At 53.1% G+C, this 21,065-nt stretch carries 22 protein-coding genes; 18 read left to right on the forward strand and 4 right to left on the reverse strand.

Annotated features, from left to right (window positions below; genetic code table 11):
* Positions 1-46 precede the first annotated feature (46 nt).
* The 3 genes from rpmB to VC28_RS15595 all read left to right on the forward strand — a co-directional run bounded on the left by rpmB (position 47) and on the right by VC28_RS15595 (position 2,009).
* Entirely contained in the window at positions 47-283 is a 237-nt protein-coding gene (gene rpmB, locus VC28_RS15585; RefSeq protein WP_007639320.1) for a 50S ribosomal protein L28, read from the forward strand.
* A 14-nt stretch (positions 284-297) separates the two neighbouring features.
* Positions 298-453 (forward strand): 50S ribosomal protein L33, encoded by a 156-nt coding sequence (gene rpmG, locus VC28_RS15590; protein ID WP_012489089.1) that lies wholly within the window; start codon positions 298-300, stop codon positions 451-453.
* 152 nt (positions 454-605) lie between these two features.
* Positions 606-2,009 (forward strand): HDOD domain-containing protein, encoded by a 1,404-nt coding sequence (locus tag VC28_RS15595; RefSeq protein ID WP_049631460.1) that lies wholly within the window; start codon positions 606-608, stop codon positions 2,007-2,009.
* Between the two features lie 79 nt (positions 2,010-2,088).
* Here the strand turns inward: VC28_RS15595 and VC28_RS15600 are convergent, their stop codons facing one another.
* Positions 2,089-2,727, reverse strand: coding sequence for an Npun_F0296 family exosortase-dependent surface protein (locus VC28_RS15600; RefSeq protein WP_049631461.1), 639 nt, complete (start codon positions 2,725-2,727; stop codon positions 2,089-2,091).
* 330 nt (positions 2,728-3,057) lie between these two features.
* Here VC28_RS15600 and mutM point away from each other — a divergent pair, with 330 nt between their 5' ends.
* Entirely contained in the window at positions 3,058-3,870 is an 813-nt protein-coding gene (mutM, locus tag VC28_RS15605) for a bifunctional DNA-formamidopyrimidine glycosylase/DNA-(apurinic or apyrimidinic site) lyase (protein WP_049631462.1), read from the forward strand.
* A 6-nt stretch (positions 3,871-3,876) separates the two neighbouring features.
* Here the strand turns inward: mutM and coaD are convergent, their stop codons facing one another.
* Positions 3,877-4,356 (reverse strand): pantetheine-phosphate adenylyltransferase, encoded by a 480-nt coding sequence (gene coaD, locus VC28_RS15610; RefSeq protein ID WP_049631463.1) that lies wholly within the window; start codon positions 4,354-4,356, stop codon positions 3,877-3,879.
* Between the two features lie 111 nt (positions 4,357-4,467).
* Complete coding sequence (gene rsmD, locus VC28_RS15615; protein ID WP_049631464.1) at positions 4,468-5,082, reverse strand: 16S rRNA (guanine(966)-N(2))-methyltransferase RsmD; 615 nt, start codon at positions 5,080-5,082, stop codon at positions 4,468-4,470.
* A 117-nt stretch (positions 5,083-5,199) separates the two neighbouring features.
* Here rsmD and ftsY point away from each other — a divergent pair, with 117 nt between their 5' ends.
* From ftsY to VC28_RS15650, 7 genes are all read left to right on the forward strand, one after another.
* Positions 5,200-6,309 (forward strand): signal recognition particle-docking protein FtsY, encoded by a 1,110-nt coding sequence (ftsY, locus tag VC28_RS15620; protein WP_049631465.1) that lies wholly within the window; start codon positions 5,200-5,202, stop codon positions 6,307-6,309.
* A gap of 23 nt (positions 6,310-6,332) precedes the next feature.
* Positions 6,333-7,001, forward strand: coding sequence for a cell division ATP-binding protein FtsE (ftsE, locus tag VC28_RS15625; RefSeq protein WP_049631466.1), 669 nt, complete (start codon positions 6,333-6,335; stop codon positions 6,999-7,001).
* Positions 6,998-8,071 carry a permease-like cell division protein FtsX gene (gene ftsX, locus VC28_RS15630; protein WP_231591787.1) on the forward strand — a complete coding sequence of 358 codons (1,074 nt, stop codon included), beginning with the start codon at positions 6,998-7,000 and terminating at the stop codon, positions 8,069-8,071. The genes ftsE and ftsX overlap by 4 nt, the downstream gene beginning before the upstream one ends.
* A 118-nt stretch (positions 8,072-8,189) precedes the next feature.
* Complete coding sequence (gene rpoH / locus VC28_RS15635; RefSeq protein ID WP_049631468.1) at positions 8,190-9,050, forward strand: RNA polymerase sigma factor RpoH; 861 nt, start codon at positions 8,190-8,192, stop codon at positions 9,048-9,050.
* An 87-nt stretch (positions 9,051-9,137) separates the two neighbouring features.
* Positions 9,138-9,521, forward strand: a complete 384-nt coding sequence (locus VC28_RS15640; RefSeq protein WP_049631469.1) for a DUF423 domain-containing protein — start codon at positions 9,138-9,140, stop codon at positions 9,519-9,521.
* Between the two features lie 85 nt (positions 9,522-9,606).
* Entirely contained in the window at positions 9,607-10,296 is a 690-nt protein-coding gene (gene trmB / locus VC28_RS15645; protein WP_049632448.1) for a tRNA (guanosine(46)-N7)-methyltransferase TrmB, read from the forward strand.
* Positions 10,297-10,485: 189 nt separating this feature from the next.
* Positions 10,486-11,523: an OmpA family protein gene (locus tag VC28_RS15650; RefSeq protein WP_049631470.1), complete on the forward strand. Its 1,038-nt coding sequence runs from the start codon at positions 10,486-10,488 to the stop codon at positions 11,521-11,523.
* A gap of 32 nt (positions 11,524-11,555) precedes the next feature.
* Here the strand turns inward: VC28_RS15650 and VC28_RS15655 are convergent, their stop codons facing one another.
* Positions 11,556-12,443: an SDR family oxidoreductase gene (locus VC28_RS15655; protein ID WP_049631471.1), complete on the reverse strand. Its 888-nt coding sequence runs from the start codon at positions 12,441-12,443 to the stop codon at positions 11,556-11,558.
* Positions 12,444-12,509: 66 nt separating this feature from the next.
* Between VC28_RS15655 and VC28_RS15660 the strand changes: the two genes are divergently transcribed.
* The 7 genes from VC28_RS15660 to VC28_RS15690 all read left to right on the forward strand — a co-directional run bounded on the left by VC28_RS15660 (position 12,510) and on the right by VC28_RS15690 (position 21,003).
* A complete protein-coding gene (locus VC28_RS15660) occupies positions 12,510-13,439 on the forward strand; it encodes a hydrogen peroxide-inducible genes activator (protein WP_049631472.1) in 930 nt (309 codons plus the stop codon).
* A 10-nt stretch (positions 13,440-13,449) separates the two neighbouring features.
* Positions 13,450-15,567 (forward strand): ATP-dependent DNA helicase RecG, encoded by a 2,118-nt coding sequence (recG, locus tag VC28_RS15665; RefSeq protein WP_197085544.1) that lies wholly within the window; start codon positions 13,450-13,452, stop codon positions 15,565-15,567.
* Between the two features lie 268 nt (positions 15,568-15,835).
* Positions 15,836-17,239, forward strand: coding sequence for an HDOD domain-containing protein (locus tag VC28_RS15670; protein ID WP_049631474.1), 1,404 nt, complete (start codon positions 15,836-15,838; stop codon positions 17,237-17,239).
* Positions 17,240-17,373: 134 nt separating this feature from the next.
* Positions 17,374-18,177, forward strand: coding sequence for a 2-keto-4-pentenoate hydratase (locus VC28_RS15675; protein WP_049631475.1), 804 nt, complete (start codon positions 17,374-17,376; stop codon positions 18,175-18,177).
* Positions 18,178-18,205: 28 nt separating this feature from the next.
* Positions 18,206-18,619, forward strand: a complete 414-nt coding sequence (locus tag VC28_RS15680) for an acyl-CoA thioesterase (RefSeq protein ID WP_049631476.1) — start codon at positions 18,206-18,208, stop codon at positions 18,617-18,619.
* A gap of 3 nt (positions 18,620-18,622) precedes the next feature.
* Entirely contained in the window at positions 18,623-19,390 is a 768-nt protein-coding gene (locus tag VC28_RS15685; protein ID WP_049631477.1) for a ZIP family metal transporter, read from the forward strand.
* A gap of 119 nt (positions 19,391-19,509) precedes the next feature.
* Positions 19,510-21,003: an alkaline phosphatase PhoX gene (locus tag VC28_RS15690; RefSeq protein WP_053094216.1), complete on the forward strand. Its 1,494-nt coding sequence runs from the start codon at positions 19,510-19,512 to the stop codon at positions 21,001-21,003.
* The last annotated feature ends 62 nt before the right edge of the window (positions 21,004-21,065 follow it).

The following is a 21,065-nucleotide window of genomic DNA, read 5'->3' on the forward strand; positions in this document are numbered from 1 at the left end:
CACAGCGCTTCCAGCTTAGCGCGCTGATTTTTAATGAGGCAATAAAATGTCCAAGGTATGTCAAGTTACTGGTAAACGTCCAATTACCGGCAACAATGTTTCCCACGCAAAAAACCACACCAAGCGTCGTTTTTTGCCAAACCTGCAATCTCACCGTTTTTGGGTAGAAGCTGAGAAGCGTTTCGTGACTCTGCGTCTGACTCCAAAAGGTATGCGTATCATCGACAAGCGCGGCATTGACGCTGTGTTGGCTGATGTTCGTGCCAACGGCCACAAAGTGTAATTAGGAGCTTAGTCATGCGCGAAAAAATTCGTCTGAACTCTTCTGCTGGTACTGGTCACTTCTACACCACTGACAAGAACAAGCGTACCATGCCAGAAAAGATGGAAATCAAAAAGTACGATCCAGTTGTGCGTAAGCACGTGGTCTACAAAGAAGGCAAAATCAAGTAATTACTTGATCTGCTTTAAAAACCCGGCCTTGGTTAACCAGCGCCGGGTTTTTTATTGCAAAGAAATTACCATCCAGGGCAACGCCATGACGGCGCTGAACTACACTCAACACAGAATAATTACTTTGGTTGAGAGAGTGCACCGGTGCCAGTATGACGAACCCACGTGGTTTACAAGAGTGGATGGATACCCTTGCTGAACAGGAGTTGCCCACCTTAAATGCGGTGGTACGGGAAATTTGCGAGCTAAGTGAAAATGAGAAATGTCGCGCTGAAGATCTGACCAAAATCATTCTGCGCGATGCTGATCTCACTTCAAAAGTGCTAAAAATTGCTAATTCTGTGCATTACAATCCGTCATTTGCGTCGATCAAGACGGTATCACGCGCGATTGTCCATCTGGGTTTTGTCAATCTCCGCAACATCACCCTTGCCACGACGCTGATCGAAAATTTCCTGCAAGGTAAACCCAAGCTGCAGTTGATTAAAAGTCTGGCGCGCTCTTTTCACGCCGCAGTGCAGGCCAAGGCGATGGTGCCGTTTTTGGATGGCGACAAAAAAGAGCAGGTGTTTATTGCGGCGCTGTTGCGCAACATCAGCGAATTAGCATTGATCTCAACCGGGCGCAAAATAGTCGAAGACTTTATCGAGGCGCGCGATCAAGAACCCCAGTCGGAACACAGCCTGGCGATTGAATATCTGGGGGTGGATACCAGTTTGCTGTCGCGCCAACTGATTAAAGATTGGACGCTGGGCGATTTGCTGAGCGAGGCTTGCGAGAATCACGTTCATTCCAGTCCGGCCGCGCGGGCTGTCAATCTGGGCAGCCAGATCAGTATTTACATCGAGCGCGGCATGAAAAGTACAGAGATGCAAAAGCTCGCCCAACAGACCGCCAGCCTGTGCAAAATTTCACAAGATGCCGCTAAAAAACAAATCCTGATGATGGCGGATGAGGCATCGGTAATTGCCAAAATTTACGGTGTGGATGTGCTGATCAGCGCACTGCCAGATCCGGCAGTGATCGAAGAAAAAGAAGTGTCGGCAGAAAAACCCGATTACTTCTTCCAGCAACAACTCAACCAGATCCACAAGGCTATGTTGGCGGGCGAAAATCTTCCCCAGATAACCCAGTTGTCGCTTGCCGCTCTGCACGAAGGCGCAAGTATTGCGCGCATAGCGATTTTAGTGGTGGATCATAAAAGCAAAACCCTGGATGTCCGTTATGTGGCAGGTAAAGGAACGCATTTGTGGCGACAGAAAGTCAAAATTAATGTTGAGCAATTGCGCAAAGGTGAGTTGTTGCATGAGTTTTTACGCAGCCAACAAGCTCTCTGGTATCGCCCTGAAGTGGCGCTAAAAGATGTGGGTGCTTTACAAGCCATGGGCGCGAGCGGTGCAATTTTTCTTGCGCCACTGCTATTAAATAAACGCCTGATGGCACTGGCTTATGCCGATGCTGAAACAGGAGCGTTCAGTGCCCGCCAGTTTGAAGAATTCCAATTGATTGTGAACCAGCTGAATCTGATGATGCGCTTTAGCGCAACCAGTCATTAGTCATTCAGGGCGATTGATCATGCCAATAAAAAACCGCCGGGGAGAGTTGGTCTGCCCGGCGGTTTTTTATGCAACATACTTAATAACGGCAGCTGCTGCGCACCTGACGACGCGCGAAAAACAATCCGGTCAAACCCATCAACAGTAACAAAACCGTGCTGGGTTCAGTCACAGACACCAGCGTTTTGAACGCGTGGTTATCGCTTTCAAAGGCAAAACCATTGCTCACTAAATCTACGCGGTCAAAACTCTCGCCCGAAAAAGTGAAATTGATGTAGCGGTTTGAGTTAAGGCTCAACTGGTTGCCATCGGCGAACTTGCCAACAATATCACTGCCTGAATAGCTGGCGACAAGATCGTTGCCCAAATAAAAGCGGATGAAGTTGTAGCTATCAATTGAACCCCAAAAGAGCCCGAAGTAATCCGCGGTCGTGCCCAGGGTAAAACTGGCGCGCTGGGTGGTGGGCGATGGGTTAGGTACGCTCAGGTATTGAGAGTTGACACCAAAAGGCTGGGCATAAAGACCGCTTTGGCTGCCATTGACCAAGGCAAAATCGCCGCTGCAGGTCGCGTAGCCGCAACCACTGTTAAAATCGATCGTCGTTGCGCCAGTGACTGACGTGGTTACATCACCTGCGTTGGACAGTGAAACAATCGGTAGCGCTTGCACAGCGTTGGCTGCGACAAGTAAAGAAAACAGCAAAAACAGTTTTTTCATCAAATGAATGCTCCAGAAGATAATTGAACCCCGGCAGATTGGACTGCCGTCGGTCTCGATACACCGGTTGTGGCTTGCACCCGCTACCTCTGGGTTTTGCCAGCATCTCCACTCAGCAACTTGCGCGCCAAATCTGCTCGATTTTGCGAGCTAGTTCTCAATAAAGTGTGATGCGACTCACGTATGAGATTCTAGGCGACACTGTGTAGTTTTCCACGCCAAGCTAATAACATTTACGCTGTGTTTAATGAAAATTGCGCCACGCCAGCATGATTTTGTTCTATCCAACCTATAGCATGGCGCTTTTGGCCATGAAAATCAGGAATTGAGATGCCCGAGTTACCCGAAGTCGAAACTACCCTGCGCGGCATAGCGCCCCACCTTGTCGGGCACAAAGTGACAGAGATTGTCATTCGCCAGCCGCGCCTGCGCTGGCCAATTCCGGATAATGTGGCAGAGTTGCTCCGCAATCGGCGGCTGCTTTCTGCGCACAGGCGCGGCAAGTATTTATTGCTGGATTTTGGCAATGGCCATGCGCTGGTTCATTTGGGGATGTCGGGCAGTTTGCGTATCGTCAACGCAGATGAGCCGCCCCTGTTCCATGACCACTTTGATATGGTGTTTGGAAAAATCGCCCTGCGCTACGCCGATCCGCGTCGTTTTGGCTGCTTATTGTGGGTAGAAGGTGATCCTTCAACCCATAAATTACTGACAGATCTGGGGCCGGAGCCATTAACGGATACTTTCTCAGCGGACTACCTGTACCTGCGTAGCCGCAAGCGAACCCAGGCGATCAAGCAATTCATCATGGATAGCAAAATCGTGGTGGGTGTGGGGAATATCTACGCCAATGAATCGCTGTTTATGGCGGGTATCAAACCTATCCGTAAAGCAGGCTCGCTGACGCGTAAAAATTGCGAAGATCTGGTGCGGGACATCAAATTTGTCTTACAGCGGTCGATCGATCAGGGTGGGACAACATTGCGCGATTTTGTCGGAGGCGACGGCAAGCCCGGTTATTTTCAGCAACAGTTATTGGTATATGGCCGTGGTGGTGAGCCTTGTACACGCTGCAAAAAAGCCTTGAAAGAGGTGCGGATGAATGACCGCACCACTGTCTATTGCGTGGATTGCCAGAAATAAGAGCGGCTATCGGCCAAACTTGCGCTGCAGTGCCGCCTCGACCGGGCCTGCCACGAACTTGCTGACATCGCCGCCCAAAAAGGCGATTTCACGCACGATTGACGACGAAATATAAGAAAGGTGTTCTGCCGGTGTGAGAAAGATACTTTCCATGCTGGGAGCCAGCGCGCGGTTCATATTGGCTAACTGGAATTCATATTCAAAATCCGACACCGCACGTAAGCCGCGCAATACCGCCTGGGCATTCTGTTGCCGCACAAATTCCACCAGCAAAATATCGAACCCGCACACGCTGACGTTGGGCAGGTGTGCAAGTGTTTCTTGCGCCAGCGCGACGCGCTCTTCCAGTGTAAATAGTGGATTTTTGCGATTGCTGGCAGCAACTGCCACGATCACTTTATCGAACAGGCGACAAGCGCGCTCCACCAGATCAATGTGGCCGTTGGTGATAGGGTCGAAAGTGCCAGGGTAGACCACTGTGCGCATAGGATTATTCCGTTGGGATGCCGTCCGGCGGGGGGCGCATGGTACAAAATTCGCTGCTGGCTCGCCAGCAAATGCACCATCTGCGGGATTTTAGTGTAGTTGGTATTTGGCTTAGCCGTTATCGGATGTTGTATGGCGATGATACAGGCGATAGCTGACCTGACCGGCGTGCTTGTCGCGGTACAATTGCCAACTGACAGGTAGTTGGAGTCGCGCGTCGCGCGGTGCTTCAAGGTAGATAATTGCCTCATCTGCCAGCCATCCACCGCTTTCCAGGGTATTAGCCACCGCTTCCCATAAACTAAGGCTAAAGGGAGGGTCGATGAAAATAATGTCGAATGGGTGGGGGGCTTGTTGTTGCGTGAGCCATTGAAGACTGTCTGTATGCTCGACCTGTCCGTTGCTGGCATTTAGCAACTGTAGGTGGTTTCTGAGATGCTGCGCGGCGAGTGCATTTTTCTCCAGCATCAGACTGGATTCTGCCCCGCGTGATAGCGCTTCCAACCCCAACGCTCCTGAGCCGGCAAACAAATCCAGGCAGCGTGCACCCTGAATATCCGGTGCCAGCCAGTTAAACAGGGTTTCGCGGATGCGGTCTCCGGTGGGGCGCAGCCCGTCAACATCGGGAAAGCTGAGCTTGCGCCCACGCCATAAGCCGCCAATGATGCGCAGTTGGTTGCTGCCAGCAGGCTTGCGGTTGGTTGTTTTTGCGACAGGTTTGGACAAGGCATTTCTCTATCAGCAGATCAGAAGTGGTAGGATAGCGGCTTTATTGCGTTTGCAGAATCACAATCCTGTCTGCGCCCCTCATTTCAGTCTTCAGTTCATATCCAAGACACGACTATGTTTTTCAATCTGTTTAAAAAATCCGATAAACCCGATACCACTACGGAAACTCCTGCTGAGCCGCTAGCGCCAGTTGCAGAAGAGGCACCTGCGACGATTGTTGAGGCTGCGCCAGCATCTGCTCCTGCACAGGCGGAACCGGAGCCTGCACCGGTTCCGGCTGAAAAGCCTGCCAAATTGGGTTTTTTTGCCCGCATCAAGCAGGGGCTTAGCCGCACCAGCAGCCATTTTGCCGAGGGTTTGGGCAATCTCTTTCTGGGCCGCAAAACCATCGATGAAGACCTGTTTGAGGAACTGGAAACCCAGTTGCTCGTCGCCGATGTGGGAATGGAAGCGACCAGTGAAATTATCGATAGTCTCACCGCCCGCGTAGCGCGCAAGCAACTCAATGATGTCGATGCACTTTATAAGGCGCTGCGCGACCAACTGACGGACGTGTTGCGTCCGGTTGAACAGCCGCTGGTGATCGATAGCACTAAGCAGCCTTATGTCATTTTGGTGGTGGGGGTGAATGGCGTGGGCAAGACCACCACTATCGGTAAATTGGCCAAGCGCCTGCAAAACGAAGGCAAAAAAGTCATGTTGGCGGCGGGGGATACTTTCCGTGCGGCAGCGGTCGAACAGTTGCAAGTCTGGGGTGAGCGCAACAATGTGCCGGTCATCGCCCAGCACACAGGTGCAGATTCTGCCTCGGTTATTTATGACGCATTGAATGCCGCTAAAGCGCGTGGAATTGATGTGATCATCGCCGATACTGCAGGCAGATTGCACAATAAAAACCATTTGATGGATGAGTTGTCGAAGGTCAAGCGCGTGATGGCCAAAATCGACGGTTCAGCGCCGCATGAGGTGTTGCTGATGTTGGATGCCGGTACTGGCCAGAATGCGGTCAACCAAGCTGAACAGTTCCGCGATGCAGCAGGCGTTACCGGTTTGGTGCTAACCAAGCTCGATGGTACGGCCAAGGGCGGGGTGATTTTTGCGCTGAGTAAAAAGTTTGCGCTGCCGGTGAGGTTTATCGGTGTAGGAGAGGCGATTGATGATCTGCAACCGTTTGCAGCCGAGCCTTTTATCAAAGCACTTTTTAATCAGACTGACGCATCTTAATCTTTTAAAGAACAGGGTTTGTTGTGATTCGATTTGAAACCGTAAGCAAGCGTTACGACACCGGCTACGAAGCGCTGGCGCGCGTGGATTTTGAAGTGCAGGCGGGGGAAATGCTCTTTCTTACCGGGCACTCGGGGGCGGGTAAAAGCACCCTGATGAAGCTGATTATGCTCATGGAGCAACCTTCCAACGGCAATGTGTATGTCGATGGGCATCATTTGGCGCGTTTGCCCAAAAGCCAGTTGCCTTATTTTCGCCGCAACATCGGCGTGGTTTTCCAAAATCACCAGTTGTTATTCGATCGCACTGTGTACGATAACGTCGCATTGCCACTGCAAGTTGCGGGTTATCCGCATCAGGAGATCGGTAAGCGCGTGCGCGCGGCCTTGGATAAGGTTGACCTGCTCGATAAAGAGCGCTCAAACCCGGTGGTGTTATCCGGTGGCGAACAGCAGCGGGTCGGTATTGCCCGTGCGGTAGTAAACAAGCCGACCCTGTTATTGGCGGATGAGCCTACAGGTAATCTGGATCCGGAGTTATCCAACGAAATCATGACGCTGTTCCGCCAATTTAATGAGGTGGGCACGACAGTGATGATCGCCACCCACGATGTGGAATTGCTCAGGCGCATGAACAAACGCGTACTGGGTTTGGTGCAGGGCAAATTGGTACATGACGGGGTGCTGTGGTGAGTGGTCCGAATCGTTCAAGGCCCGAGCGCCGTCCTAACCGTATGGGGAGCAATGGTGCTACGGCGCGCCCTGACCGTGTGCGCCGTGAAGTGCCACGTGCAGAGCCTGCGCGCCCACAGGGTGCAGTGCAGAGCCAGATGTCGTGGCGCGACAAGTTTGATGCCTGGTATGCACACCACAGCAGCTCGGCGATTGAAAGTCTGTTGCGTATGCTTGAAACGCCCCTGCAAAGCGCAATGACCTGGCTCGTGATTGCAATTGCGATCGCCCTGCCGGCGGCATTATTTGTGGTGTTTAACAATGTGCAGCAAATTGGCCATACATGGCAGGACTCCAGCCAAATATCGGTGTTTCTGAAGAAAGAAGCGACCGCCGTTCAGGCGCAGGATTTGCGCACGCGCTGGGCGCAGCGGCCGGATGTTGCACTCGCGACCTATGTATCGCCCGAGCAGGCTCTGGAAGAATTCAAGCAGGGCTCGGGGTTGGGCGAGCTTGCCAGCCACCTTGATGAAAATCCTTTGCCCGCGGTGATCCTGATCAAACCCAAAATTGGTGGCAATGCACCGGATGCCCTGACTTCACTGCAACAGGCGTTGATTGCTGAGTCTCTGGTGGCCGATGTCCGTCTGGATATGCTGTGGGTCAAGCGCCTTCACCAGTTCATCGCAGTAGCTGAACGTTTTGTAGTGGCGTTGGCGGGATTGTTGGTGTTGGGGGTCTTGTTGGTGATTGGCAATACCATCCGCATGGCAATCGAAGCGCGCCGCGATGAAATTTTGGTCGTGAAGTTGGTAGGTGGAACCGATGCCTATGTCCGTCGCCCCTTCTTATATACCGGCCTGTGGTTTGGGGTGGGCGGAGGCATAGTGGCGTCGCTCTTGTTGGCCGCTGGTTTTTGGTGGTTATCTGCGCCTGTTGCGCAGCTTGCTGATCTGTATCAAAGCAGCTTTCGTTTACACGGCCTAGGCTTAATAGAGAGTTTGCAATTGGTGCTGTTGGCGGGATTAACGGGGTTGCTAGGAGCATGGATTGCAGTGGCGCGCCATCTGTACCAAATACAACCGCGGTGATTGATTATTTTTATAGCGCTGATTAGAGGCGCAATATCCACGTAAAGTGAACTTTTGCGCTATTGGCGCAACCAATACTCGATGATAGACTCGGGTCATATCGAATGTGGAGGTAAACATGAGCACAAGCACAAGTCTGCAGCCTATCGGCATTCTCGCCCCCGGCGCAAACCTGAATGCCTATGTTCAGGCGGTCAGTAGTTTTTCTGTCCTCAGTGTCGAAGAAGAGCAAGAACTGGCACGCGATCTGGTCAACAACGGTAACCTTGATGCCGCCCGCAAGTTAGTTATGGCGCATTTGCGCTTTGTGGTGCATATCGCACGTTCTTACAATGGCTACGGTTTGCCATTGGGCGATCTGGTACAGGAAGGTAACGTTGGTTTGATGAAAGCGGTCAAACGTTTTGATCCCGATAAAGGCGTCCGTCTGGTGTCTTTCGCGGTGCACTGGATCAAAGCTGAAATTCATGAGTTCATCCTGAAAAACTGGCGTATCGTCAAAATCGCCACTACCAAAGCCCAGCGCAAATTGTTTTTCAACCTGCGCGGTGCCAAGAAGCGTCTGGCATGGTTGAGCAACGATGAAGCCCAGGCCGTTGCGGCGGATTTGGGGGTAGACGTCAAACAAGTGCGTGAAATGGAAGGCCGTTTGGCCTCTTACGACGCTGGTTTTGATGCCGGTGAAGATGACGAAGATGATGGCTATGTAGCACCCGCACATTACCTTGAAGATAACCGTTATGATCCTGCTGTGCGCCTGGAAGAGTCCAACTGGGAGGAGTCCAACGTCAACAGTTTGGAAAAAGCGCTGGAAAAACTGGATGACCGCAGCCGTGTTATTCTGCAGCGCCGCTGGTTAAATGATGACAAAGCGACTCTGCACGATTTGGCTGCTGAATATGGTGTTTCTGCTGAGCGTATTCGCCAGCTGGAAAAAAATGCCATGAACAAGGTCAAAACTATGATGTTGGAAGCCTGATCCTAACGGCTATGCATCCCGAAAAGCCGCGCTTAGCGCGGCTTTTTTATTTCTATCGATTTATAAAACGTCATTTTAAGGTGTCATATGGCGCGATTTTTTCTGATGATCGCCGCTATTAGCGGTTTTTTCGCAGTGGTTATAGGTGCTTTTGCTGCCCATGGGCTCCAGCAAGTCCTATCACCCAGAGCGATAGATGTGGTGAAAACCGGTGTGCAATATCAGATGTACCACACCTTGGCGTTGTTGTTGGTTGCTCTTTGGCTACACCACAAACCTGCAACACCAGGGTTAAAAGCAGCGGGCCTAGCCTTTATACTGGGCAACCTTTTATTTAGTGGCAGCCTCTACGCACTGGCGTTGGGTGCTCCAGGCTGGTTGGGGCCAATTACACCCTTAGGTGGTCTTTGTTTTTTGTTCGGTTGGTTATCGCTGATGTTCGCCGCATGGCGTGTTCGTCCGGCCGACTAATTCCTTTTACTCCATAACTGTAGCTTTTATGTCTGAATTACCTGAGTTAACGCCTGATCTGGAATCGGGCGAAGAAGGGTTTTTAATCAAACCTGAATTTAAACCCAAGTCGATCCGTAGCTTTGTGATCCGCGCAGGCCGTATAACCGTTGGCCAGAAAAACGCGTTCGATACCTGGTGGCCAACATTGGGGCTGAGTTTGTTCAAAGGCCCTATTGATCCCGAGCAAGTCTTTGGCCGTAAAGCGCCCCTGGTGCTTGAAATTGGCTTTGGTATGGGTGATTCGCTGTTAGAGATGGCGCGCAATGAGCTGGATAAAAACTTCATCGGGATTGAGGTGCATCCACCCGGTGTTGGGCGATTGATTAATGTCGCCGGTCAGGAAGGGTTAAGCAATCTTCGGGTATACATGGCGGATGCTATGGATGTGCTGGAAGATTGTATCCCCGATGGCAGTATTGATCGGCTACAGCTGTATTTTCCCGATCCATGGCATAAAAAGAAGCATCACAAGCGCCGTATCCTCCAGCCTGCGTTTGTGCAAAAGCTGCGCCCCAAACTGGCGACCGGTGGTGTATTCCATATGGCGACAGATTGGCAGGCCTATGCCGAGCATATGCTGGAGGTGATGAATGCTGCGCCAGGTTTTGCTACGGATTTCAGCGAAACCGGCTACGCACCTCGCCCGGATTACCGCCCCATTACCAAATTTGAAAAACGGGGGGAGCGTTTGGGTCACGGAGTTTGGGACTTATTGTTCAAAAAAACATCGTAAATTGGCATAAAGGGCTTTAATTTGCTAATGTAACCAGCTGAAAATAATCATGAAACGGATTTTTAGAGACAATCAGCTTGCGCATCCTCTGCGAGGGGCGGCAAGTTTTAAAGCGCTTTATGTTTAACCAATCGAGGGAATCAGATTGTCTTTGGGGACCTCGCTATATTCTACGGAGATCGAATAGCTATGAAACACACACACGTATTAGCACTGTCCGCAGCAATCGCTGCTGTATCTGCCGGCGCTTATGCCGACACCCATAAATTTGAAATCCATGCTGATCTGGGTCGTACTTTCTTTGAAGACCCTATCAACGATGCCACCACCTGGGGCTTGGGTTTTGGTTATGTATTGAATGAAAACTGGACCTTGGATGCCGTTGCCAGCCAGTACGACACCGAAACTGAAGCAGGTGGTTTTAGCGTAGATGGCACCCAATACCGTTTGGATGCGCTGTATCACATCAACACTGAAAGCCTGTGGCGTCCTTATGTTGCCTTTGGTGTAGGTGACCAAAAGCGCGAGCTGAGTGTGGCGGGCGTAGCAGAAGATGCACGCGATACCCTGTTGAACCTGGGTGCTGGTGTAAAACGCGATCTGGGCGGTAACTGGGAATTCCGCACTGACGTGCGCGCATTCAACAGTCTGGATAACGAATACACTGACTTGGCGTTGAACGCGGGTATCAGTTATCTGTTCGGTAAAACTGCTGCCCCAGTAAAAGCGGCTCCTGTTGTGGCTGAACCAGAAAAAGACAGCGATGGCGACGGTGTATTGGATTCAAAAGACCAGTGTCCAGACACTCCAAAAACGCACAAAGTAGACGAAGTAGGCTGTTCACTGAAGTTGACTGAAACCGTATCGATTGAGTTGAACATCACTTTCGATACCGCTAAAGCGATTATCAAGCCTGAGTTTGAAGGCGAAGTTGCTAATCTGGCGCGCTTCATGGATCAATACGCTGACACCATCGTGACTGTAGAAGGCCACACCGACAGCCAGGGTTCAGACGCGTACAACCAGAAGTTGTCACAAAGCCGTGCTGACTCTGTTAAAGCGGCGTTGATCACCAAGTACGGCATCACTGCTGATCGCGTGAATGCGATTGGTTACGGTGAAGCCAAACCTGCTGCAGATAACGCTACTGCAGAAGGCCGCGAGAAGAACCGTCGCGTGGTTGGCAATGTATCGACCAAAGTGACTACTACCGAAACCCGCAACTAATCCAGCGGAGTTTGGAAGTAAAAAACCCGGCTTTATGCCGGGTTTTTTATTGCCTTGAATCCCTCCAGCATTTCGCCGTAACCCTGCCGGAAGTCCTCGTAAACAAGCCTGTAACCCGTTGCCAGCATCAACCGGTTACTGAGCCGTTTGTTACCGCGCTCGTTCACCGCATCGGCAGACAAAAAATCTGTAACGCCCAATTCGTCTGCAATCCAGCTCACTACCTCAACCATCGGTGTAGGGTAAGAGTCGGTGGCGATGTAAATCGGTTCGATGCTCTTGTGCTTGGCTTGCTCGATAAGGTGCACCATGAATCCGGCGCAATCCTCGGCATGGATGCGGTTGGTGAAGTGTGGGCTGGCTGATGCGCGCTTGCGCAGTACTTGTTCGATCAGCCGGTTGCGTCCTGGCCCGTAAATGCCGCTACAGCGGACAATCGTGTGTGCAAAGCCGCTATGGGCAATCACTACTTCTGCTTCCAGTAAGCGTTTTCCGCTGAAACTGTCTGGCTCACAAGTTGATGATTCATCGACCCAATTGCCGTCTTGTTGCGCATATACCGCGCTGCTGGAGACGAACAAAATCAGGCGCGGTTTCTGTTGTAATGTTGGTTGTTGCAGTCCATTCACAAGGTTTTGGCAGGTATTTACATACGCGCGTTGATAACTGGCATCGCTGCGTTCGTCCGGTGTCATGCTGATGACGATCACATCAAACCCTTCCGCTAACAGAGGGTGGAGTTGTTCAGGGTTGCCGACATCGCCCCGCCGGTAGTGCAGATAGGGTAGGTCAGTGGTGAGCGAGCGGCGCAGGCCGGTTATTTGGTAGCCCAAGGGTGCTAATTGCCGGGCGATGCGCTGACCAATATCGCCACAACCGATAATCAGGCATTTTTCCGGTGAAGATGGGTTAATTGTCATTTGATAAATGTCGTTAATCTGATAGTTTTAGGCTATTCATACGTATCCAGCGAGTGGAGCTGCATTATGACCCTGACCGAACTGCGTTACATAGTCACCCTTGCGCAAGAACAGCATTTTGGACGCGCGGCAGACCGTTGCTACGTGAGCCAGCCAACCTTGAGTATCGCCGTTAAAAAACTGGAGGACGAATTGGGTGTGGCGCTGTTTGAGCGCACCAAATCCCGCGTGCAGCCTACACCGCTGGGTGAGCAGATTGTCGCACAGGCGAATTTGGTGCTGGAGCAAACCGCAGCGATCAAAGACTTGGCCGATGCCGGGAAAGACCAGCTGAGCAGCCCGTTATCGGTGGGCGCGATTTTTACCATCGGCCCCTACCTGTTGCCCAAATTTATCCCGCATTTGCAACAACTGGCGAGCAAAATGCCGCTGTATGTAGAAGAAGGCTACACACATAACCTGCGTAAAAAACTGCGCAATGGCGAACTGGATGTGATTATTGTCGCGCTGCCATTTGTAGAGCCGGATGTGGTAACCCAGGCACTTTATGACGAGCCCTTTGTTGTGTTGATGCCCAAGGAGCACCCCTTGGCGAGCAAAGAGGCGATAGACCCGGCCGATCTCAACACTCAGCAATTGTTACTGCTGGGCGAGGGGCATTGCTTCCGCGATCAGGTGCTGACCACCTGCCCGAACCTGCAGCATCACGGCGAAGAAACAGCGAACAACGTGCGTACCGCTGCGGAGGGCAGCTCATTGGAGACTTTGCGCCATATGGTGGCCTCGGGCTTGGGGCTGACCATATTGCCTGCATCGGCTGCCGAGAGTTCGCTATACAGCTCCGATGTGTTGGTCACCCGCCCGTTCACAGAACCATCACCTAGCCGTACAGTTGCGCTTGCCTGGCGCGCCAGTTTCCCGCGGCACAAGGCGATCGATGCATTGCGCGCGGCGATTAAAGCCTGCCGCGTAGCCCCGGCAGACCAGAGTAACTGACATTTCCGTTGTGAAAGCACCTGTTAGCAAGGTTACGCTCGACCAGCTGCCCGTAACCGCGATCAAGGGCGTTGGTGCCAGTTTATCGGCAAAATTGGCGAAGATAGGGCTTTTCAGTGTGCAGGATGTACTACTGCACTTGCCCTTGCGCTATATGGATCGCACCCGCATTACGCCAATCGGGGCTCTGCAGCCCAATGTGAATGCAGTGATTGAAGCGGAAGTACGCGCTTGCGACATAGTGTTCGGCAAGCGCCGCAGTCTGGTGTGTAAGGTTCAGGATGGCACTGGCACGATAACCCTGCGCTTTTATCACTTTAACAATGCGCAAAAACAGCGTTTGGTTAATGGTACGCGTTTGCGGATTTTTGGCGAGACCCGCCGCGGAGCCTCGGGGTTGGAAATGTATCACCCCGAATACGACGAGCTGGACACTGCCGCTCCCTTGCCGTTGGCACAATCGCTCCCCCCTGTTTCCCCTGCCACTGAAGGTCTGACCCAGCCGCGCCTGCGTTCGCTGGCGGCGCAGGCGCTCAAGCTGCTTGATCAATACGTACTGAATGAATTGCTGCCAGCTGCGGTACGGCACCAGTTGAATCAGGTGAGTCTGGCGGAGGCGTTGCGTTACCTGCACCAGCCTCCTACTAACGCAAATATCCAACAGCTGATGGATGGCGAGCATCCTTTTCAGCAGCGATTGGTATTTGAAGAGCTGCTTGCCCATCACCTCAGCTTGCTGCTGTTGCGCCGTGAGACCCAGGCCGATGGGGCGCAGCGCCTCACTATCAATGCTGCATTACAAGCGCAATTTATGGCGCGGGTGGGGTTCGAGCTGACACGCGCCCAGCGCCGGGTGGTGGATGAGATTGCCGCGGATCTGGCCAAACCTATCCCGATGCTGCGCCTGGTGCAGGGCGATGTGGGCTCCGGCAAAACAGTGGTGGCGGCACTTGCGGCGCTCGCGGCTGTATCAAGCGGGGTGCAGGCAGCGATCATGGCGCCGACCGAGATTCTGGCCGAGCAGCATCGGCTGAATTTTGGCAAATGGCTGGAGCCGCTGGGTATCCGTATTGGTTGGTTGACCGGCAAATTGAAAGCAGCCGAGCGGCGTAACCAGCTCGCCGCCATTGCCAGTGGTGAAGCGCAGGTAATTGTAGGTACTCATGCCCTGTTTCAGGAGGCGGTAGATTTTGCCCGTTTGGGTTTGATCGTGATTGATGAACAGCATCGATTTGGCGTGCATCAGCGGCTAACGCTCTCGGAAAAAGGCACAATTGGCGGCGATATTGCGCAGTCCGGTATCTGCCGCCCGCATCAGTTGATTATGACTGCCACACCAATTCCGCGCACGCTCGCGATGAGCGCTTATGCGGATCTGGATTACTCCGTGATCGATGAATTACCCCCCGGCCGCACGCCCGTCACCACCGTTGTTATCAGCGATAACCGGCGCGAAGAGGTGGTGGAGCGAGTGCGCCTTGCATGTGCGCAAGGGCGGCAGGCCTACTGGGTGTGCACCCTTATTGAGGAGTCCGAAGCGCTGGAAGCGCAGGCTGCCGAAGTGACCGCAGCGCAGCTTGCTGAAAGCCTTCCGCAACTGCGCATCGGCCTTATTCACGGGCGCTTGAAACCCGCTGACAAAGAAGAGGTAATGGCCGCATTCAAAGCCCATGAGCTGGATCTGCTGGTCGCTACCACGGTTATTGAGGTGGGGGTGGATGTGCCAAACGCCAGCTTGATGATTATCGAAAACCCCGAACGTTTGGGGCTTGCGCAGTTGCACCAATTGCGCGGCCGTGTCGGGCGCGGTTCTGCCGCAAGTCATTGTGTGCTGTTGTATGGCTCGCCGCTATCGCAAAACGGGCGCGAGCGTTTGCGGGTGATGCGTGAAAGTAGCGATGGTTTTTATATCGCCGAACAGGATCTGCTGCTGCGCGGCCCGGGCGAAGTGCTGGGTACACGCCAGACCGGCGAAATGCAGTTCCGCATTGCCGATTTACAGCGCGACAGCCATTTGCTCCCTGCTGTGAAAGACGCCGCCTTGCTGCTAATGAGCGATTACCCACGCGAATGCGAATATATAGTGCAGCGCTGGCTTGGCCAGAATCATCGTTATTTGCAAGTCTGACCCCGGATTTGGCGGCTGTTTCATCCCAATATGCGAACTGTTCGATTTTTTGCGTAGCGAGATGCTATCTTCCCGATGATTGCCCCGTGCAGCGGTAAATTTGGACTATGCTTGGACAGATACCCTAGACAAAACGGCAACTTTTGGTAATTGTTTGAAATGACTATATGAGAAGTGCCAATGCCCTTGCACACATTGGTCGTAATCACCCAAAAGCTATGTAACACTATGTACATCAACCACTTGGATTCATTAAGAGGAGTAGGCCGTGCCAGTCCCTACCAGCGTTCAATCATTACTCAACAAACAAAATGTGCACTATCAGGTGTCTGAAGTGCCTGCGTCTGAGAATGAAAGGGCCCGTTGGCATGACCAGCATCTACGTACTATGAGCGCAGCCAAATCGGTTATTTTGCAAGACGGAAAAGGGCGTGTGCAGGTGATTTATGCCGCTGACCGCCTGCTGGATCTCAAGGCAGTCAACCGCCAGTTAGGGCGCGAACTGCATGCAGCGAAACCGGAAGATATCCATAAGTTTTGTGTATCCCATAATTTGCAGTCTATTCCGGCGCTACCCAAACTGGCCGGTTTGCTGACATTGATTGACCGCAGTCTGATCGAGCGCCCCGAATTGCTGGCGGATTCAGGCGATGAGCAGCAGTTGCTGCGTTTCAGCCGCGAAGAATTCCAGCAAATAATGGATGACGCCACCATTTGCGATATCGCTGTGCCACTTGAGCCGCTGGAAGTGGACGATACCAGCACCAGCGATACCGAACAGATCCTCGGCGCGGTGCGCAACTTTACCCAATTGCGCGTGAAGCAGCGCCTTGAAGAAACCCTTGAATTACCACCGTTATCGGATACCGCGCAGCGCATTATCAAGCTGCGGGTAAACCCCAATGCGGATATCAGCGATCTTGCGCAGATCGTCGAAACCGATCCAAGCCTTGCTGCACAAGTCGTGAGCTGGGCGGCATCGCCTTACTACTCTGCGCCGGGCAAAATCAAATCCATTCACGATGCGATTGTCCGCGTACTTGGTTTTGATATGGTGCTCAACCTCGCACTGGGTTTGTCACTTGGCAAAGCCATGACCATTCCCAAAGAGGGGCCGCACGGGGCTTTGCCTTACTGGCAGCAAGCGGTCTACATGGCGGCGACCATTGAAGGATTGGTAACCGCGATTCCACGCGACCATCGCCCCAGCTTTGGTATGGCTTATTTGTGCGGCCTGCTGCACAACTTTGGCTATTTGATCCTGGCTGAAGTATTTCCTCCGTATTTCCGCAATTATTGCGAATTGGCTGACACCAATCCGCATGTTGACCATCAGGCCGTTGAACGCCATTTATTGGGCGTGACCCGTGAGCAATTGGGCGCTTCGCTGATGTCGCTCTGGTCGATGCCGGAAGAGGTGGTGGTCGGATTGCGCCACCAAAACAATCCGCATTATCAAGGTGAATATGCGGCTTACGCCAAGTTGATTTATGTCGCCCAGCGCTTGCTGTACCAGCACAACATTGGCCGTGGCCCCAAGCAGGCTATTCCACCGCAGGTGTTTGAAGACCTGCATCTGGATCCGGAAAAGGCCTACACCACGGTGGCTAACATCATTGAATCGGGCGATGACCTCAAGCATATCGCTCACGAGCTTTCGCCTCATCACTGATAGGCTCGGTTGCTACCGGGATCGATCCAAGGCAAAACCCCTTCCAAGGGGTTTTGTGTTTTTAGCGGAACCGATTTTTAATCGATTATTAAAACAATAGCTTTTCCACCACTTCACCAGCAGACAGGTTTGTTATGACCATTGATTTTCCCGCTGCAGAAGCAGCAGCCATTCTTGTAGAGCGCCGTATTAAGGGTATACAGGCAGAGCGATTACCCGAAAGTTGCCGCCCACAAACTATTGAACAGGCGCTGGCCGTCCAGAACGCTGTTGCCGAGCGCTGGTGTGATGTGATGGATGACAGTATCGGCGGCTGGAAATGCCTGCAGCCACCGGCTGATGACAAGGTGATTGTCGGCTCGATTTTTACCCGCACCATCGATTCTGTGCCTCCGGTATCCCTCTGGGCAAAAACCACGGCAGAGGGCGAACGCGCGCGTATCGAACCGGAATTGGCATTTTTCTTTGGGCAGGATTTACCGCCGCGCGCCGAACCTTACACGCCGGATGAAGTCGATGCAGCGATTGCCAGAACCCATATGGCACTGGAGTTGATCAATAGCCGCTACGCTGATCCCGCCAGTTGTGAGTTCCCTGAAATGCTGGCCGATGGCCTGGTCAATCAGGGGCTGTTCATCGGCCCGCAAGTGGATTCAGCGCAAGCGCGCGCGGCGAGCAGTTTTACTATCACCATGACCTGTGCCAATGGCGAGGTGATCGAGCGTCAGGGGCAGCACCCGAATACCCATCCGCGTGCGCCACTTTACTGGCTGGCGGAATTTTTGCGCAGCCGGGGGCAGGGCATAGTCGCGGGGCAGGCCGTCATCACCGGCTCTTATGCTGGCGTAATAGAGGTGCCGCTCAACACGGATATACAGATCGACTATGCTGGATTGGGCAGTATGCACGTCAGTTTCAGTGCCAAACAGGCCGTTTGATAAAAAGGTCGATGAAACAGGAGTTTTTATGAGCGATACATCCCCATCCCAACCCTTCTTCAGTTGCGAAATTCCCGTGCGCTGGGGCGATATGGATGCCTACGGGCATGTGAACAATACCCTTTATTTTCGCTATTTTGAGGAGGCGCGCTTCCAGTGGATGCTGGCAAAGGGGCTGCCTCTCAAAAGTGATACCCACCCCGTCGTCGTCACCATTGGGTGTACGTTTATGCGGCCGATTTTCCATCCGGAAACCCTGCGTATTGATGTGTATATCTCCGAGCCTGGCCGCTCCAGTTTTATGGTGACTTACAAGGTTTATACCGCCTCGCAGCCGGATGTACCGGCGGCTGAAGGCTATTCCAAAGTGGTCTGGGTCAGTTCGGTTGACGGTAAATCGGTACCTCTACCCGACCCGGTACGCGCTTGGTTTGCGGGCTAAGCCATGCCGGTGTGGCTGGAGGCTGGTTTTTGGGGATTCGCGGCCGCCAGTGCCCTGATGCTGGGGGCGTTGCTTGGTTGGTTTATCCGGTTTTCTGCTAAAACGGTCGCTTACGTGATGGCGTTTGGCAGTGGAATCTTGCTGTCGGCGTTGAGCTTTGAGCTGGTGGCAGATGCAGTGGAGCAGGCTAGCACAGTGTGGGTAATCGCCGGTTTTATGGGGGGCGCATTGGTATTTTCCCTGATTAACCGCGCACTCAATCACCCGGCAAAACACCGCAAACGCTCGCGTGGGCAGCACCCGCACTCCCATGCCGAAGCATCCTCGCCGGTATCGAACGGCGGTGTGGCGATTGCCGCGGGCACTTTGCTCGATGGCATTCCCGAATCCATCGCCATAGGTTTATTGGTCGCCAGCGGTGGCAAGCTCAGCATTGTCACCATTACTGCTATTTTTATCTCGAACATTCCAGAGGCGCTTTCCAGTACGGCGGGCATGCGTCAGGCCGGGCGTAGCGGCGGGTTTATTTTGCGGCTCTGGGGTGGGATTGCGTTGCTATCGGGGTGTTTTGCCGTTATCGGTGCATTGTTTTTCGGATCGGCACCGGAGCATGTCAAAGCCCTGATTAGTTGCATCGCTGCCGGCGGGATTTTTGCGATGGTAGTGGAGACGATGATCCCCGAAGCCTTCGCCGAAACTCATGAAATGTCGGGTTTGGTGGCCGCGCTGGGGTTTGTTGTTGCTATAGCATTACAAACATTGGAAATGTAATGCGTATAAGGCAAATCAGCTCAGGGGTTCTGCGGTGGTGTCATCAAACCGTAACCTGCAGGGCGCAAAAAGGTGCCCGCTAATTGTGTTTACTGTTGTTGTGAATCCAAGGATTTTTTATGCCTGTTAACGCTGGACAATTGAGTCGTCGTCATTTCCTTAAAAATGCATCCGCCGTTGCGCTGGCGTTGGGAGGTCTGCGCAGTTTGCAGCTGCAGGCGCAGGTCTATGCGCAGGACCCGGTATACGGGATCGACAAGGTTGGCCAGTTATTGCTGGACCCTGCAGGCATTCTCAATTTGCCGCGCCATTTCAGTTATCGCGTTATTTCCCGCACCGGCGACCGCATGAGCGATGGGTTGATCACGCCCAGCGCACCTGATGGTATGGCGGCCTTTCCGGTGCCGGGTAACCCCAGCCAGTGCATTTTGGTGCGCAACCATGAGTTGGCATCCAGTCTTGATGAAATCGACCCCTTCGGTGGTGATCGCAAATTGGCGCGCAAGCATGTGGGTGACAAAGCCTACGACAATCACTTGTTGACCATGCGCCCCGTAAACGGCGGCACCAGCACCTTGTTGTTTGACCATCGCAGTGGCCGCGTAGAACGCAGTCATCTCAGCCTGATTGGAACCGCGCGTAACTGTGCGGGCGGCGCAACACCCTGGGGTAGCTGGCTCACCTGCGAAGAATCACTGGTGGGTAAACTGCAAGGCTATGGCCGTGAACATGGCTACGTATTCGAAGTGCCATCGCTCAGCAAAGGGCTGGTCGATGCCGTACCGCTTAAAGACATGGGGCGATTTATGCACGAGGCGGCGGCGGTGGATAGCACCAGCGGCATTGTTTATTTATCAGAGGATTATGAGCGCGGTTTGTTCTATCGCTTCCTGCCCAAAGTACCTGGCAAGCTGGCGCAGGGCGGTCGCTTGCAAGCCCTGGCGATTCGCGGCTGGCCAAAAGCCAACACGCGCAACTGGCCGGAAGACTCCACCGATAAACATGCGCAATCGGTGGCCATCAACCAGCGTTTTGAGTGCGAGTGGATCGACCTTGAGGAAGTGACATCGCCCGATGGCGATCTCAGCAAACGGGGTGAAGCCAAAGGTGCGGCGATTTTTGCCCGGGGTGAAGGATTGGCGTTTGCGCTGCGCGACGATAACACCCGCGAAGTCCTGTTTGCGGCAACCGGCGGCGGCCCCAACCGTATCGGTCAGGTCTGGCGCTACCAGCCCAGCCCCTACGAAGGCACCGCGCGCGAAGCGGAGCAGCCGGGCACTATGGAGCTGTTGTATGAGAGCCATAACCGCGCGGTGTTGGAGTCTTGCGACAATATTGCCGTCGCCCCCTGGGGTGATTTGATTATTTGCGAAGACAGCTATTCGGATAATCCCGATACCGTGAACTATCTGCGCGGGCTTACGCCTGAGGGGAAAATCTACACGCTGGCGATGAATGCGCATCCGGAGAAAGGTGAGTTTTGCGGTGCCTGTTTTTCGCCCGATGGCACAACCTTGTTTGTGAATATCCAGCGCCCCGGAATGACCTTGGCGATCACCGGCCCATGGGGGCATTTGCGCAACCAGGCCAAGGGTATGGATAAAGTAAGTTAGCGCTTGTTTACTCCAAGCGCTTTTATGTTCGGGTAGTTTCTGTTTTTAATGGTTTTTTCTCT

The organism is Cellvibrio sp. pealriver, from assembly GCF_001183545.1.
Lineage (GTDB): Bacteria > Pseudomonadota > Gammaproteobacteria > Pseudomonadales > Cellvibrionaceae > Cellvibrio.